The sequence below is a fragment of the Gardnerella sp. C0684A1 genome (genome assembly GCF_055326835.1).
Map to the genome: position 1 here is coordinate 217631 of NZ_JBLTSX010000001.1, position 15447 is coordinate 233077.

Genomic DNA, 15447 nt, shown 5'->3' on the forward strand with positions numbered 1-15447 from the left:
ACTTGTAATCATTTCTTGCTACACAATTTGCTCTATTTTGCACGCGCTTATAAAGTAGAATGTAAGAAAAGTAGCATAAGATTGCAAGAAAGCCATTATGCCAAAAACGTATGCAATAGTAGATAACGACCCATTAGTTTTAGCGGTTATGCGAAACGTGCTCAGCAAGCTTTTGCCGAGTGAGTACGCGTGCAAATGGTGTGTAAAATCAGGCGTGCAAGCTTTGAAATATTGCCAAGTAGCAAAAACTACTCCAGATTATATTTTGATTGATATGTCAATGAAAGACATGCCTGGAGTAGACGTAATACGCGCAATTCGTGAGAAAAACAACAGCATTATTTTAATTGGCATGACTTCTTACGATTGTAGATCCTACGCTTCGATGGTTTCGCAAGTTGGTGGGCAAGCGATGGTTGCTAAAGACAATTTCAAAGGGCTAGCAGAAGCTTTGCAATATTGCGATAATCAGCACGTGTATGGCTGCCGTTGTGTTAAAGATGTTGCTTACGATTTTGCTACTCCGCAAGAATCTTTTATTAGGCTTTCTAAATCAAGATCGCGCAGCGTTTTGCCGCCTCAAGAACTAAAAATCATGGATCTGCTTGCCAAAGGCTACACAACGAATCAGATTGCGGCTCAACTTGGTCTTATGTCAAACACTGTAAACACGCATATTCATAGGATTTACAAAAAATTGCATGTTTCTAATCGCGTGCAAGCAATATCAGCATTTGCTGCAATGCAAAATCGTGGGCAAGATAGAAATCTGCAATATGCTTATAATTTGCCGCAGAATCATCCGAATCTTTTGCAAGAAATGGATAACGCATGTTAATGAAAACATTTTCGTGCGTTATTGAGTTGGTTAAAAGCTGGAAAATTCAGCGAACTTTATTCATAATATTGGCGATTCTTGTAGTATCAATGGACGTGCAATCTTGCAATACGGCTGGTTTGTGGCACAACCCGCAGCAATCTGTATGCCAATACGTTTGGATGTTCACAATATTTCTTTTGATTGCTTTTCCGCGTCAAATATCCCTCGTAACTCCGATTTTGTATTGCGTAACGTTATCGGTACCAGGCGTAAATGCAACTTGCTTTCTTTTTTCATTGATTGCTAGCATGTTTGTTGCAGGCTTTTATGATTCGTGGAAGTATTTGCTTTGTGCATACATAGTTTCGCTGAATATTATGTACTTTGCAAAAATGGCGCACATTCCACTTACTTTTCCTTGTTTTATTCTTATTTCCATGATTTGCGGTTACGTTTTGCGCAAATATTTGAACATGTTGGAAGAAAATAATCGCGCAAAAATGGATATTGTACGGAGTAAGTTCCAGTCTTATATTGCGTCTGTTGCGTTGCAATTGCACGACGATGTGAACAATGAGATTACTGATATTACGTTGCTTGCAACGGATGCTTTATATGCTGAGAACAATGAACATACAAAAGAATCGTTAGAGCAGATTGTTGAGCATTCGCGTAATGCACTTTCCAAAGCGAGACTTGTTATCAGCCTGCTTGAGCAAGCTGAGCATAAGTATGATGATTCTTTAGATTCAAATATTGTTAGCACGCAGTTTATTTATGATTCTAATGGCAATAATTGCATGACTTTGGCTGATTTCCTATGCAATATTCGCGCACGATTGCAAGCTGAGCGTAAGATTTGCGAGCAGCTTGGATATTATGGCTCTATAACAGTGCTTGATAAAAGTTCAGGGAGTAGTGATTTTGCTGCATCTGCAACTGTTAGTACTGAAAAAGCTCAATGTGCTATTCGCATGTGCAGCGAGTTGCTTACTAATATTCGCAAGCATTGCAATACTAGCGTTGATTTTTCTATGAATGTTACGGTTGATGAGCGAGAATGCAAAATAATGTGTATGAATTCGATTTCAATGTTGAACAAGTTTGGCGAAAGGCTTGTTTTTGGCAAAGGTCTACTGTTCCACAAAAAATCTGTGGAACGTTTAGGTGGATCTTTAAGCGCGCAAAAAGATGATGACACTTGGCTGGTCAATGTTGTTATTCCACTAAACTAGCATCACTCAAATCGCGCATTATCGTGGCAAAAATTGCAAAATTAGCAAAATCTGCCACGATAACTGTGTATGTCACGCATTTGCTGGTTCTATTGCAATGCGTCCACCTAACGCTTGAACAACCTTCGCAATAGTTTGGAAGCTAGGATTGCCGTCGCGTCTTAGGCTTTTGTAAAGGCTTTCCCTTCCAACCTCAGCTTTTTGAGCAATCTCTTTCATGCCTCGAGCTTTTGCAATATCGCCTATAGCAGCTTGCAGCAAGCGAGGATCGTTAAGTTCTGCTGCGGCATTGAGATATGCAATAACATCATCATCGTCCTCAAGATACTCACTCGCATCCCATTTACTTATATTTACCATTTCTTCTCCTCAATTAACTGTGCAAGAAGTATCTTCGCTTGCTTAATATCTTTACTTCGACTACTTTTATCTCCGCCAGCAAGTAATAGCATTAGCTTTGAGCCTTTTTGTGCAAAATACACACGATGCCCTGGTCCAAAAGCGAAACGCAGTTCACTAATACCATTGCAAACTGGATGTAAATCACCTACTGGCTTACCTGCAATTTCGCATAATCTCAGCCTCGCGTTAATTCGAGCTTTAGATTGCGTATCGCGAAGTTTTTTCATCCAATTGCGATATTCATCTGTTTTAAGTATCTCCATAAAAATATTTTATCCTGTAGGATACAGTTTTGCAATAATAAGTAAACAGTCATATCAGTTATCGTGGCAAAAATTGCAAAATTAGCAAAATCTGCCACGATAACTCGGTAAGTACGCGGATATTTAAAAATAATTCCAAAACGGAAATATTCTTAAATATTGATTGTTGGGAACATAACTGCTAATAGTAAAAGTTTTTTAAAAGTTTTCTAAGAGCACTATCGTTAAAAATAGGTACGCCTATTTGTGTAGATAAAATCTGCACGTTAGTATGTTGGTAATTTACAAAACAAGAATCACAAGGAGGTGCTTATTATGACCAATCCTTTGCGCGGTATACGAGAAGAAGATATCGTCAAGTACTTTAAAGATCACAATCTTTCAGTTGATAAGACGTATGTATTTACCATGAAATACAACCCTTGGTGGAAAGATTTAATCAAACTATTTTTATTACCTAAATTATTCTATGTAGCGCAAGGCGTTGATGCGCGTATTGTTGCTGCCACTAATAATGAGTTTATTGTTGTTAATCCGAATGTTATTTTAGGCTCGGGTAATCTAGCTAAATTAGACGATAAGCATCTTCGTTGTATTGCGTGGAATCAACTCACTAATTTTGAAGTTATAAATAAGCCAACAACTCAAATAATTCGTTTTACTGCAAATGGTAAAACTGAAGAATGGAGTGTGCCAACGGAAAGTGCTAGCGTATGGCACTTTAATGTGTACAATCTTGATAATTTGAGAAAAACAGTACAATCGCACATCTCTTGATAATCGGATTCCAAAACAAGATACCATATATTGTATGAACACCACTTACGCAATTGTTGATAATGACACGCTTGTATTGCGATATATGCAACTTCTTCTAAAAAGTCGTTTGCCTGAAAATTTTGTTTGTGCATGGATGTGTTCTTCTGCAAAACAAGCTATTCATCGTTGCGTTACAGAAAATACTCCTGACGTACTTTTAGTAGATATGTCAATGAGAGAAATGAGTGGCGTTGATGTAATTAAAGCAATTCGCGAGCGCAATAGCAATATTGTTTTAATTGGCATTACTTCCTACATGTTAGATGAATACGTATTGCAAGTTGCTAAGTCAGGTGGTCAAGCGTTAATACATAAAGACAATTTATCAGACGTAGTTGCAGCTATCCAATCGCGCGCAACAAGCTACGGGTGTCCAGAATTGCCACAATATATTGACTATTTTCACACTCCGCAAGAATCATTTAATATGATTTCTCAACTTCCGAAGACTTCAGTTTTGTCTCCTCAAGAATCGGAAATTATGCGCTTGTGCAAACAGGGATCTTCTACGAAAGAGATTGCAGATCAGCTTAATGTGAAAGTTTCAACAGTCAACACGCATTTACGGCGTATTTATGGAAAACTTCAAGTTAAAAGTCGCATGCAGGCGCTCGCTGCGCTCGCAAAATACTCGCATGACATATAACGCGTAAGAAATTAACGTGTAAGAGTAGGTAGTTATGAAATTATTAACGCGTATGATTAATTTTTTGCCGCATGATGCTTGGCAGAAAATTGGAATTGGTGCAATCATAAGTTGTACTTTGATTCTTGAAATTTGTTCCTATAATAATCTTCATTACTACTCTAATTGGCATGCAATTACAGTTGAAATAGTATGGATTGTAATCTGCTTATGCATTGCAATATGGCCACGTAAGGCATCTTTTATTGTGCTCATTTGGATGCCGTTGGTAATTATTGCGCCCAATATCAACTATTCATCTATGATGCTTACCATATTGATTTGTTTGGCAATTGCTGTAATTACTCAACCTTGGTACACCGTGCTTTCTTCTTGCGGAGTATCTTCATGGTTCTTTATTATATGCAATTTTCAAAACGCTTATGTGTTAGCGTGGTGGCTTCTTATCACTCTTATTTCTAGCGCAATCGCAAAATATTATATTTCTACTATTCACCAACAACAGGAACAGTTATTTGCACAGCGTTATAACGTTTTTCAAAAATATGCCACTATTGCAGCAATTCGCATGCATGATGAAGTAACTAATGAGCTTTCCAGTATTATGATGATGGCTCAACAATCTATTGAACCTCAAACAACTCATGACCAAGAGCATGAAAATTCGCGAGAGATTCTTCAACGTGCTACTACAACTGTTCATAGAGCGCGTAATATCATTTCTCTTCTTGACAATGCTACAACTGCAAGCACTGGCGATGTTATGCAATCGACTACATGTTATAAAGATTTTTGCACAGGCTTACGTGTTTTATTTGACGGTGAACAAAAGTCTTTTGAAAAGCTTGGCTATATTGGTTCCATTGATTTGAGTAGTGATTTAACTGCTGAAGATTCTCGGTCAATCCATTTGCCTTTTGAAGAATGTGCTCAAATTGAATATATTTGCAGAGAACTGCTTGCGAACGTAAAAAAGCATGCTGCAAAGCCTAAAGAATACTCTATGAATGTAATGCTTAATGACCATGAATGTCATATTACGTGTATAAATAGTGCGCAACGCGGTATTCTTGCTAACTTGCAATTAGGATATGGACTGCGTTTCCATAAGATGCTTGCGGAACATGCTGGTGGAACTTTTAAAGTTATTGAAGATGGCGATTCGTGGATTATTAATGTACACGTTCCTCTTCATGCAGAGAAATAGTCATTGTGCAAGAATAAATTATTGTGCTTTCTTGCGCTTTAATCGAGTATTCGGACGCGTTTTAATCGAGTATTTGGACGAACCTTTGCGCAGCAGATGCAAGTAGGCGGTTAATCTGCGATGGAGAATGCTGTTTCGTTGCTATGTTATACACGTTATCGTGGCAAAAATTGCAAAAGTCACAAAAACTGCCACGATAACTCCGTAAGTACGCGGATATTTAAAAATAGTTTCAAAATGTAAATATTCTTAAATAATTAAATAAAAAAAGAGGTTGCTTATGAAAAGTACATAAGCAACCTGACTGATTAACTAATTAACGAAGCAATGAAGCAACTAAGTGACTAGAAATCCCAATCATCGTCGTCGGTTTCAACCGACTTGCCCATAATGTAGCTGGAACCAGAGCCGGAGAAGAAGTCGTGATTTTCGTCGGCTGCAGGAGAAAGAGCTGCGAGAATTTCTGGGCTTACGTGAGTTTCTTCTTCGCTGTACTTAGCTGGGTAGCCAAGGTTCATCAAAGCCTTGTTAGCGTTGTAACGAACGAAATCAAAAACGTCATCGTGGAAGTCAAATCCTTCATAAATCTGACCAGAATACTCAACTTCCAAATCATACAAAGTATCAAGCAAGTTCATAGTGAACTTTTCAAGATTCTTCTTGTCGTTCTCGCTTCTAAGCTCCAAACCGCGCTGGAACTTGTAGCCAGAATAGTAGCCGTGAATCGCCTTATCGCGCAAAATTAGGCGAATCATATCGGCAGTGTTCATCATCTTGCCGCGAGAAGCAAAGTAAAGCGGAAGGTAGAAGCCCGCGTAAAGAAGCAGAGAAGAAAGCATAGTTGCTGCAATCTTGCGCTTAAGCGGATCTTCACTCTCGTACTCGCAAAGCACAGTGGTAACGCGCTGCTGCAAAACGTCGTTACCAACAGCCCAACGGTAAGCCTCGTCAATCTCCTCGCTAGAACAAAGAGTGGAGAAAATAGAGGAGTAGGAGCGAGCGTGAATCGACTGCATAAAAGCAATATTCGTGTAAATAGCCTGCTCGTGCTCAGTGCGAGCGTGCTCAATCTGGCAAAGCTCACCAATAGTTGCCTGGCTGGTATCAAGCAAAGTCAAGCCTGTAAAAACGCGAGTAGTTGTCTTGCGTTCAAGATCGGTGAGGAAACGCCAAGAAGGAATATCGTTGCTCAGCGGCACCTTTTCTGGAAGCCAGAAGTTAGCAATAAGACGATTCCAAACGTCCAAATCTTTGTCGTCAACAATATTGTTCCAATTAACTGGGCGCACGCGAGATCCGTGATGGTAGCGGTATTGAGCTGGAGTGATGGAAGCTGCCATCATAGCGTCGTCTGCGATTACGCGGTTTGTGCCGAAAGGCTTATCTAGGCTACTGCGCAGTTCTGTTGGATCGAGTTCTGTCATAATTACTCCTGATCTTGTGTTTACGTTTTATAAAATTTTTAAGTTTTTGATTTAATTTGTGGAAGATTTGCAACCATAAGGTTTACAGCGTGCAGCTTACGCAACCCTCGATTTCCGTACCTTCCAAAGCCTTCTGGCGAATACGAATGTAGTAAAGAGTCTTAATACCCTTACGCCACGCGTAAATCTGAGCTTTGTTCAAATCGCGAGTAGTCGTAGTATCTGGGAAGAACAAAGTAAGCGACAATCCCTGATCTACATGCTGAGTTGCTTCAGCGTAAGTGTCAATAATCGCCTTCCAGCCAATCTCGTAAGCATCCTTAAAGTACTGCATATTGTCATTCGTCATGTAAGCGGCAGGGTAGTAGACGCGGCCAACTTTGCCCTCTTTGCGAATCTCAATGCGAGAAGCAATCGGGTGAATCGAACTCGTGGAATGGTTGATGTACGAGATGGAACCAGTTGGAGGAACAGCTTGCAAATATTCGTTGTAAATGCCGTCGCGCAAAATCTCGTCGCGCAGTTGCTCCCAGTCCGAAACAGTTGGAATCGCAACGTTAAAACGAGCAAACAAATCGCGAACCGCTTGCGTTTTAGGCTCAAGAGAGCGGCTGCCGTCCGTATACTTATCGAAATAGTTGCCTTTGCCTGCAGGCTTAGCGTAAGCGCTAGTCTTAAAGCTTGCAAAAGCGCGGCCGCGCTCCACAGCCAAAGCGTGAGAAGCCTTATAAGCGTGGTAAGCAACCGTCATAAAGTACATGTCTGTAAAGTCAAGAGCTTCTTCGCTTCCGTATTGCATGTGCTCGCGAGCAAGGAAACCGTGCAAATTCATTTGACCCAAGCCAATAGCATGACCTTCTTCGTTACCGCGACGAATCGAAGGCACGGAATCAATCGAAGTGTGCTCGGATACAGAAGTGAGCGCGCGCACAGCCAAATCAACGCTTGCGCCTAAGTTACCATCCATTGCCTTAGCAATATTAAGAGAGCCAAGATTGCAAGAAATATCGCGGCCAACGTGACTATAAGTCAAGTCGGCGTTATACGTGCTTGCTTCTTGAGTTTGCAAAATCTCGGAGCACAAGTTGCTCATAGTAATGCGACCTTCAATAGGATTCGTGCGATTCACAGTATCCTCAAACAAAATGTAAGGGTAACCGGATTCAAACTGAATCTCAGCAAGAGTCATAAAGAATTCGCGAGCGTCGATGTATTTCTTGTGAATGCGAGGATTTGCAACCATCTCATCGTAATGCTCAGTAACAGAAATGTCTGCGAAAGGCTTGCCGTACTCACGCTCAACGTCGTAAGGGCTAAACAAAGCCATCTTTTCCTTACGCTTAGCAAGCTCAAAAGTAATATCTGGAATTACAACGCCCAAAGAAAGCGACTTAATACGAATCTTCTCGTCCGCGTTCTCGCGCTTAGTATCGAGGAAACGCATAATATCTGGGTGGTGAGCGCTAATATACACGGCACCAGCGCCCTGACGAGCGCCAAGCTGATTAGCGTAAGAGAATGAATCTTCCAAAAGCTTCATAACAGGCACAACGCCACTCGACTGATTCTCGATGCGCTTAATAGGAGCGCCAAGCTCGCGCAAATTCGTAAGCAAAAGCGCCACTCCGCCACCGCGCTTAGAAAGCTGCAAAGCAGAATTAATTCCGCGCGCAATAGACTCCATATTATCTTCCAAACGCACAAGGAAGCAGCTCACAGCCTCTCCGCGCTGAGCTTTACCAAGATTCAAGAACGTTGGGGTTGCTGGCTGGAAGCGGCCTGCGAGCATTTCGTCCAAATAGTTGAGCGCTGCTTTTTCGTCGCCGTCTGCGAGTTCCAAAGCGACTGCAGCTGCGCGCTGAGCGAAGTTTTCCAAATACTGTTTGCCGTCGAAAGTCTTCAAAGCGTAAGAAGTGTAGAACTTAAAAGCGCCCAAGAAAGTACCAAAAGTGTGGTGCGCGGATTCTGCGTGCTCGTAGAATTTATCTAGAAACTCGTCACTATACTTTCCGAACACGTTGCCGTTGTAGTAGTAGTTGTTAATCAAATAATTTAAGCGCTCGCGAGTAGAAGCAAACTTCATGCTGTGTTCTTGCGCGTAACCCGAAATGTAAAGCTTTTCTGCTTCCTGATCTTTATCAAACTGAATGCCTTTTTCTGGGTCGAAAAGACCGAGCATAGCGTTAAGAACGTGATAGTCGCGGCTGTTGCGAATACGCTCGGCAGTTGTGCTGCTGCTAGCAGTGCTAGCGTCGTCAGTGTGATCAAGATTAAGCGCAGTAGATTCGCTCATCGGATCCGTGCTGTTCATGGGTTTTATTCCTTTCCTCGTGCGTTATTTTTGCTTTTCAAACGCTGGTTGTTTTTGTTGCTTATGTGCTTTTTGTTTATTTCGTTTCTTCTGTTTCTTTTAATTGCCTTAAAAATCTCGGTATGCCTTGCGCTACTTTTTCAATATCTTCTTGAGTTCCCGTGAGCTCAAACGAGTACATATTTGGGATGCCGCACTTTCCTGCAATTTGACCGCCTGCAGCGCAATATGCTTCTCCAAAATTCGTATTTCCGGAAGAAATTACTCCGCGAATAAATGAACGATTTTCGCGATTATTTAGGAATTTTCGCACCTGCATTGGTATTGCTTTAGAAATATTTCCGCCGCCGTAAGTTGGCACAATCAAAACGTATGGCTCGCGAACGTGCAATTCTGGCTCTTTTGGTCGAAGTGGTATGCGATATACGTTCACATTGTTGCTTGGAAAATCGCAATTTTTTACGAATCGTAGTGTGTTTTCGGAGACGGAAGAAAAATAGACTACAGCTCCGATTGATTCGCCTTGTGCGCGCGCTTCTGGCTCGCTTGGTTGTGACATATTTTCTTGATCACACATTTTTATGCTTCTTTTGCTGTTTCTGCGGAAGATCCGAGTTTATCCGCAATTTGCGCAATTAAATCTGGACGGTACCCACTCCAGGATGCGTCTGGAGCAATTACTACAGGCGCTTGACGGTAACCTGCATTTCGTAACTGTTCGAGTGATTCAGGGCTTTTTGACAAATCTACAGTTTCGAAGTTCACGCCAAGTTTTGTGAACTGTCGCTTAGTGGCATCACACTGCGGGCAATGAGGTTTAGTAAACACTGTAATAGTCATTTCAATCTCCTCTGGTGATGGGGAATTTCTGTAATTCCTTGTTGTATCGACAAAAGCCAAATAGTTAGCTTACTCCGAATAAGCACTATTTATAGTGGTGTGTCGATTATGCAAACACTACATATAGTTATTGTTTAAAATATCTAAAAATAGCGTGTTTGTAAGCGTGTCGTGCTGATAAAAAGATTTTGGATGATATTTATGCTGTATGAAAATGTAATTTATATCACAAAATTTATTAAGAATTTTCACATATCTTCGCAATATACTTCCTTGTGCATATAGGTAGATAAAATTAAAAAGTGCGTTTCTTGAAGGGGCGTAACGCTAAGTAAAAATTGTGCATTTTATATTTAATGCAGATTGCTTGAGTACGCAAAGCGTGCGTGCAAATATAACAAGATAAAAGATAAGAGGTGTCATTATGACGGAAGCCCAGGCAAATATTGGCGTTGTTGGTTTGGCGGCTATGGGGTCGAATTTAGCGCGTAATCTTGCGCATCACGGCAATACAGTTGCTGTTTACAATCGTCATTATTCACGCACTGAAACTTTGATGAATGAGCACGGTAGCGAAGGTGCTTTTGTGCCGGCTAAAACTGTCGAAGAATTCGTTGCTTCTCTGAAGCGTCCTCGCACTGCAATCATCATGGTAAAAGCTGGCGCTCCTACTGATGCTGTTATTGAAGAGCTTGCAAATGCTATGGAGCCGGGAGACATTATTGTCGACGGTGGAAACTCTTACTTTGAAGATACGATTCGCAGAGAGCGCGACATCCGCGCGCGTGGACTTCATTACGTTGGTTGCGGTGTTTCTGGTGGTGAAGAAGGTGCGCTTCGCGGTCCTTCGATGATGCCTGGTGGCACTGAGGAATCTTGGAAGACTCTTGGCCCTATTTTGAAGTCGATTGCGGCTGTTGCAGAAGGTGAACCTTGCGTAACGCATATTGGTACTGATGGTGCTGGCCACTTTGTGAAGATGGTTCACAATGGTATCGAGTACTCAGATATGCAGCTTATCGCTGAAAGCTACGACTTAATGCTTCGCGGTTTGGGAATGAAGTCCGACGAAATTGCGGACGTGTTCAGCGAGTGGAATAAGGGCGAACTTGATTCTTATTTGATTGAAATTACAGCTGATGTGCTTCGTCAGAAGGATGCTAAGACTGGTAAGCCTTTGGTTGAGATGATGGTGGATCACGCTGGCATGAAGGGTACTGGTACTTGGACTGTACAGTCTGCACTTTCGCTCGGAATACCAGTTACGGGTATCGCTGAAGCCGTGTTTGCTCGCGGACTTTCCAGCCAGGTTGCTTTGCGAGAAGCTGCTGAAAACCAGGGTTTGACTGGGCCAGACATGCATTTTGATTTGAACGATGCTGAGCGTAAGGCGTTTATTGAGGATATTCGCCAAGCTTTGTACGCTTCTAAGATTGTTTCTTACGCTCAGGGCTTTGACGAGATTGCCGCTGCTGCGATTGAACATGATTGGAAGATTGATCAGGCTGCGGTTGCTCGCATTTGGCGTGGTGGATGCATTATTCGCGCTCAGTTCTTGAATCGCGTTTCTGAGGCTTTTGAGTCTGGTGAAGCAAGCGTTTCTTTGCTTTTTGCTCCTTACTTTAAGGCTGCTATTGAGAAGTCTCAGGCTGCGTGGCGTAGGGTTATTGCGCGCGCAGTGGAGCATGGAGTTCCTGTTCCAGCATTCTCTAGCTTGCTTGCGTACTACGATGGCTTGCGTTCCAAACGTTTGCCAGCTTCACTTATTCAGGCTCAGCGCGATTTCTTTGGTGCACACACTTACGGTCGCATCGACGAGCCAGGCGTATTCCACACTTTGTGGGCAGATCCTAATCGCCCAGAAGTAAAGCAAGACTAAATCAAATAATATTTACAACTAACAGGCCTTTGTATTATTATGCAAAGGCCTGTATTTTATTGTTCTGAATATTATGCAGATTATTGGATTGCAGCTTGCAAAGTTTCTGCTGTAGTAAACCAGCAGATTTCGTCAGTTCCGTTTGCAAAAGACGCAGGGTATTCTGGATTATTATCACCAGAAAGTACATTCATTAAAGCAACTCCCTTTTCTTCTCCTGCAGTTAAGAACCAAGTACGTCGACTGTGAGCTAATACAGGAACGGTAAGAGTTAAGCGCATAGGCGGCAACTTAGGGGAGTGATTCACGCCAAGAACTAAACGATTTCGATTTTCTACCTGCGGCAAACCTGGGAAAAGCGAAGCCATATGAGCGTCAGGCCCCATTCCGAGTACAGCTAAATCAAACACAGGTTCCTTTCCAAGCAGCCCCGTAATTTCTTCCTCATACTCGCGTGCTGCTTCATCAAGAAGAGCAGCATTTTCAACATCACTTGCGTTAACTACTTCATCAACGCTTCTATCGTCAGCTGGCATTTCGTGAACATGTGATTCAGGCAAAACTTTGTTGGAAGTAAGCATATCAAGAAGAATTTCACGAGCTTTTCTTGCGTTACGCTCATCGCTGTCATATGAGACAAATCGTTCGTCGCCCCACCAAATATGTACTAAATTCCAATTAATTGCTGGCAAAAGTGGGTTACTAGCAAGCATCTGGAACATTCTAATAGAGTCAGTGCCGCCAGTAAGTAATAAATGAAATGGCTTATTCAGATTTCGCACATCATTCTGTGATTCCATAATAAGAGTTACCAAGCGTTGTGCTGCAACAGCTGCCAGTACATCTCGATTATCATAGCCGTAAACTACAGCGTTATGCGCAAAGGTGACTTCATTATCTACCATATTCATTTCCTCAATTTCTTATTTTTAAACGATTTTTTCACTACTTTTAATTTCGCTTTAGTTTCCTAGTGTTTCATTTACGTATTACTTTACTTATGTAATGTTTCACGTAATGTTTCACGAATTTTCGGTTGGATTATCTAGTACAAGTTGCGCATAAATCTCGTCGGGATCAATTCTACGCAACTCTTCACTCAAACAATCATCCAAAGTTCGTATAGGAAGCGCAATAGGCTGAGCAGTCTGATAGGGAAGACTAATCAAAGCTTGATCTCCACCAGCAGGGCGAGTAAGGGACAATGTCCCGTCCTCGCGCTCTAAAGTTACGGAAGTAATTGCTTGAGCATTAGGATTTTCAACTACTTCAACCGGTACGTGCAAACTGCTCTTCAACCAAGCTGCAAGCAAATGCAAAGACACATAGTGAGTAGGGCCAGTAACTTTCGCGCTAATAATAGGTAAATGAGGTGGCTGATCAAGCATAGAAGCAAGTAGTGCACGCCAAGGAGTTAAGCGCGTCCAAGATAAATCAACATCTTTAGGAGACCAGTTTTTGCGCAAGTTTTGTACAGTTTTAAGAGTATCGCTTGCTCGCTGAGCGTCAGTGATTCTGCTACTTGCCATAGCTCCAAGCAAATCGTGAGCAGGATCCTCAGGAGCATCAGTTGGCCACCATGCTACAATCGGTGCATCTGGCACAAGTAGCGGAATAACAAGCGTATCCGGGTGGCGAACTAAACCATTATGCGGATACAAAATAATGATTTCGCCAGCGCCAGCATCCGCACCAAAACGCACTTGAGCGTCAAGATTTGGCACGATTTCACCACGTTCAGCTGCGTGTTCACTAGACCAGTCACGAACCATGGCAATAACTCGGCACGGATGCTCGCGGCTTGCATTATTCGCAGCTTCAAGCGCATGTTCTAACTCTTTAAAAGTCGTATCGATAAGTAAAGTAAGCACGCGGCCAGTAGCAGATTCACCACGCTCTTCGTGCAACTCGTCGATTTTAGCTGCAATTTTGCTGGTATTAGTATCAGAAAGATTGATAATCATGGCAGCCTCCAATGGCGATTATCGCGAGCAAGCATGGCATCAGCTTCTGCAGGCCCCCACGTTCCAGCGCGGTACGGTTGAGGTTGTGTGCCAAGAGAACTCCAGAATTCCTCAATAGGATCGAGAATTTTCCAACTCAAATCAACTTCTTCAGTAGTCGGGAACAGTGGAGGCTCTCCAAGAAGCACGTCAAGAATTAATCGCTCGTAAGCTTCAGGGGAACTTTCTGTAAAAGAGCGTCCATAACTAAAGTCCATAGAAACGTCACGCACTTCCATAGCAGTTCCTCCAGGAACTTTCGCGCCAAAGCGCATAGTAACACCCTCGTCCGGTTGAACTCGAATCACAATAGCGTTACTTCCAAGTTCTCTTACAGCAGTAGACTCAAACGGCAAATGCGGAGCGCGCTTAAAAATAACAGCAATTTCTGTGACGCGCTTACCTAAACGTTTGCCTGTACGCAAGTAGAACGGAACTCCAGCCCAACGGCGAGTATCAACATCTAGTCGCACCGCAGCGTATGTTTCAGTAGTACTTTTAGGATCAATACCTTGTTCTTCTAAATATCCAACAGCTTTATATGATCCTTGCCAGCCGGCTGCATACTGTCCTCGAGCAGTATTAGCAGCCAAGTCTTGAGGAAGTCTGATTGCGGATAAAACTTTCGTTTTTTCAGCAGTCAAATCGCTAGCGCGGAAACTTACAGGCTCTTCCATAGCAGTAAGAGCCATAAGTTGAAGCAAATGGTTCTGAATCACGTCGCGAGCAGCACCGATTCCATCGTAGTATCCAGCTCTTCCGCCAATGCCAATATCTTCAGCCATTGTAATTTGCACGTGATCAACGTAATTTGCGTTCCAAATCGGCTCATACATTGCGTTAGCAAAGCGGAAAGCTAGCAAATTTTGCACAGTTTCCTTGCCTAAATAATGGTCAATTCGGAACACAGAATTAGGATCAAAAACTTCAGAAACAACGCGATCTAATTCTCGCGCGCTCGCTAAATCGTGGCCAAAAGGCTTTTCAATAATTACGCGACGCCAAGCATGCTCAGAAGAATGCGAAAGGCCGGATGCTGCAAGCTGTTGTGCAACAACTGGGAAGCTGGAAGGCGGAATAGACATGTAAAAAGCGTGATTTCCGCGAGTGCCTCGGTCTCTATCTAGCTCGTTGACAGTTTTGCTTAAACGTTCAAACGCGGATGCGTCGTCAAAAGTACCACGTACGAAACGTATGCCTTTGGCAAGATTAATCCAAGTTGATTCACGAAATGGCGTTCTGCAATGCTGCTCAATATTTTCGCGCACAAAGTTTACAAAATGCTCATCCGTCCAATCGCGTCTTGCAAAACCAGTTAAACCAAATCCTGGAGGCAAAAGCCCGCGATTAGCCAAATCATATACGGCTGGCATAAGCTTCTTGCGCGCTAAATCTCCAGTAATTCCGAAGATTACTAAACTGCACGGTCCTGCAATACGAGCCAAACGCAAGTCTCGTGGATCGCGTAACGGATTTGTCCAATTAGGCGTATCCGCCCCAACGCCTTGCGAATCACATGGTGTCCTCAACTCAGTCATAAATACTATCGTAATATTTCGCTGCTATTTTCACCACGCGAAACGCAATTTAATACGGTC

The 15447-nt window shown here is 42.5% G+C and carries 15 protein-coding genes; 6 read left to right on the plus strand and 9 right to left on the minus strand.

All coding sequences use genetic code 11. The features are described from left to right. Positions 1-97: 97 nt before the first annotated feature. Entirely contained in the window at positions 98-838 is a 741-nt protein-coding gene (locus ACNEUN_RS00910; RefSeq protein ID WP_463630231.1) for a LuxR C-terminal-related transcriptional regulator, read from the plus strand. After that, positions 832-2055 carry a histidine kinase dimerization/phosphoacceptor domain-containing protein gene (locus ACNEUN_RS00915; RefSeq protein ID WP_463630233.1) on the plus strand — a complete coding sequence of 408 codons (1224 nt, stop codon included), beginning with the start codon at positions 832-834 and terminating at the stop codon, positions 2053-2055. The genes ACNEUN_RS00910 and ACNEUN_RS00915 overlap by 7 nt, the downstream gene beginning before the upstream one ends. Positions 2056-2127: 72 nt before the next feature. Here the strand turns inward: ACNEUN_RS00915 and ACNEUN_RS00920 are convergent, their stop codons facing one another. Beyond that, a complete protein-coding gene (locus ACNEUN_RS00920; protein WP_004109873.1) occupies positions 2128-2415 on the minus strand; it encodes an addiction module antidote protein in 288 nt (95 codons plus the stop codon). Next, a complete protein-coding gene (locus ACNEUN_RS00925; protein WP_463630235.1) occupies positions 2409-2720 on the minus strand; it encodes a type II toxin-antitoxin system RelE/ParE family toxin in 312 nt (103 codons plus the stop codon). The genes ACNEUN_RS00920 and ACNEUN_RS00925 overlap by 7 nt, the downstream gene beginning before the upstream one ends. Positions 2721-3035: 315 nt before the next feature. Between ACNEUN_RS00925 and ACNEUN_RS00930 the strand changes: the two genes are divergently transcribed. Genes ACNEUN_RS00930 through ACNEUN_RS00940 form a run of 3 tightly spaced genes read left to right on the plus strand, consistent with a single transcriptional unit; the run spans position 3036 to position 5392 of the window. After that, on the plus strand, positions 3036-3497 hold the full coding sequence (locus ACNEUN_RS00930) for a hypothetical protein (RefSeq protein WP_427875877.1): 462 nt from the start codon (positions 3036-3038) through the stop codon (positions 3495-3497). A gap of 34 nt (positions 3498-3531) precedes the next feature. Continuing rightward, a complete protein-coding gene (locus ACNEUN_RS00935; protein ID WP_410312083.1) occupies positions 3532-4185 on the plus strand; it encodes a response regulator transcription factor in 654 nt (217 codons plus the stop codon). A 34-nt stretch (positions 4186-4219) separates the two neighbouring features. Then, positions 4220-5392, plus strand: a complete 1173-nt coding sequence (locus ACNEUN_RS00940; RefSeq protein ID WP_427875875.1) for a sensor histidine kinase — start codon at positions 4220-4222, stop codon at positions 5390-5392. 344 nt (positions 5393-5736) lie between these two features. Here ACNEUN_RS00940 and nrdF read toward each other — a convergent pair whose 3' ends face one another. The 4 genes from nrdF to nrdH form a co-directional block, all read right to left on the minus strand. Beyond that, positions 5737-6816: a class 1b ribonucleoside-diphosphate reductase subunit beta gene (nrdF, locus tag ACNEUN_RS00945; protein ID WP_463630238.1), complete on the minus strand. Its 1080-nt coding sequence runs from the start codon at positions 6814-6816 to the stop codon at positions 5737-5739. A gap of 82 nt (positions 6817-6898) precedes the next feature. After that, positions 6899-9127 (minus strand): class 1b ribonucleoside-diphosphate reductase subunit alpha, encoded by a 2229-nt coding sequence (nrdE, locus tag ACNEUN_RS00950; RefSeq protein WP_463630239.1) that lies wholly within the window; start codon positions 9125-9127, stop codon positions 6899-6901. 76 nt (positions 9128-9203) lie between these two features. After that, positions 9204-9704 carry a class Ib ribonucleoside-diphosphate reductase assembly flavoprotein NrdI gene (nrdI, locus tag ACNEUN_RS00955; RefSeq protein WP_427875872.1) on the minus strand — a complete coding sequence of 167 codons (501 nt, stop codon included), beginning with the start codon at positions 9702-9704 and terminating at the stop codon, positions 9204-9206. 2 nt (positions 9705-9706) lie between these two features. Then, positions 9707-9967: a glutaredoxin-like protein NrdH gene (gene nrdH / locus ACNEUN_RS00960; RefSeq protein ID WP_427875871.1), complete on the minus strand. Its 261-nt coding sequence runs from the start codon at positions 9965-9967 to the stop codon at positions 9707-9709. Between the two features lie 424 nt (positions 9968-10391). Between nrdH and gndA the strand changes: the two genes are divergently transcribed. Further along, positions 10392-11846 (plus strand): NADP-dependent phosphogluconate dehydrogenase, encoded by a 1455-nt coding sequence (gene gndA, locus ACNEUN_RS00965; RefSeq protein WP_427875870.1) that lies wholly within the window; start codon positions 10392-10394, stop codon positions 11844-11846. 80 nt (positions 11847-11926) lie between these two features. Here the strand turns inward: gndA and pgl are convergent, their stop codons facing one another. From pgl to zwf, 3 genes are all read right to left on the minus strand, one after another. Beyond that, complete coding sequence (gene pgl / locus ACNEUN_RS00970) at positions 11927-12751, minus strand: 6-phosphogluconolactonase (RefSeq protein ID WP_463630241.1); 825 nt, start codon at positions 12749-12751, stop codon at positions 11927-11929. Positions 12752-12868: 117 nt separating this feature from the next. After that, a complete protein-coding gene (locus ACNEUN_RS00975; RefSeq protein WP_427875868.1) occupies positions 12869-13810 on the minus strand; it encodes a glucose-6-phosphate dehydrogenase assembly protein OpcA in 942 nt (313 codons plus the stop codon). Then, positions 13807-15387 (minus strand): glucose-6-phosphate dehydrogenase, encoded by a 1581-nt coding sequence (gene zwf / locus ACNEUN_RS00980; protein ID WP_427875867.1) that lies wholly within the window; start codon positions 15385-15387, stop codon positions 13807-13809. Before zwf ends, ACNEUN_RS00975 begins: the two co-directional genes overlap by 4 nt. Between the last annotated feature and the right edge of the window lie 60 nt (positions 15388-15447).

Bases quoted from the DNA above. Each gene is read 5' to 3' on its own strand.
- nrdH (WP_427875871.1), bottom strand. From the start codon at position 9,967: ATGACTATTACAGTGTTTACTAAACCTCATTGCCCGCAGTGTGATGCC.
- ACNEUN_RS00935 (WP_410312083.1), top strand. From the start codon at position 3,532: ATGAACACCACTTACGCAATTGTTGATAATGACACGCTTGTATTGCGA.
- nrdE (WP_463630239.1), bottom strand. From the start codon at position 9,127: ATGAACAGCACGGATCCGATGAGCGAATCTACTGCGCTTAATCTTGAT.
- nrdF (WP_463630238.1), bottom strand. From the start codon at position 6,816: ATGACAGAACTCGATCCAACAGAACTGCGCAGTAGCCTAGATAAGCCT.
- ACNEUN_RS00975 (WP_427875868.1), bottom strand. From the start codon at position 13,810: ATGATTATCAATCTTTCTGATACTAATACCAGCAAAATTGCAGCTAAA.
- gndA (WP_427875870.1), top strand. From the start codon at position 10,392: ATGACGGAAGCCCAGGCAAATATTGGCGTTGTTGGTTTGGCGGCTATG.
- ACNEUN_RS00930 (WP_427875877.1), top strand. From the start codon at position 3,036: ATGACCAATCCTTTGCGCGGTATACGAGAAGAAGATATCGTCAAGTAC.
- pgl (WP_463630241.1), bottom strand. From the start codon at position 12,751: ATGGTAGATAATGAAGTCACCTTTGCGCATAACGCTGTAGTTTACGGC.
- ACNEUN_RS00910 (WP_463630231.1), top strand. From the start codon at position 98: ATGCCAAAAACGTATGCAATAGTAGATAACGACCCATTAGTTTTAGCG.
- ACNEUN_RS00915 (WP_463630233.1), top strand. From the start codon at position 832: ATGTTAATGAAAACATTTTCGTGCGTTATTGAGTTGGTTAAAAGCTGG.
- ACNEUN_RS00925 (WP_463630235.1), bottom strand. From the start codon at position 2,720: ATGGAGATACTTAAAACAGATGAATATCGCAATTGGATGAAAAAACTT.
- ACNEUN_RS00940 (WP_427875875.1), top strand. From the start codon at position 4,220: ATGAAATTATTAACGCGTATGATTAATTTTTTGCCGCATGATGCTTGG.
- zwf (WP_427875867.1), bottom strand. From the start codon at position 15,387: ATGACTGAGTTGAGGACACCATGTGATTCGCAAGGCGTTGGGGCGGAT.
- ACNEUN_RS00920 (WP_004109873.1), bottom strand. From the start codon at position 2,415: ATGGTAAATATAAGTAAATGGGATGCGAGTGAGTATCTTGAGGACGAT.
- nrdI (WP_427875872.1), bottom strand. From the start codon at position 9,704: ATGTGTGATCAAGAAAATATGTCACAACCAAGCGAGCCAGAAGCGCGC.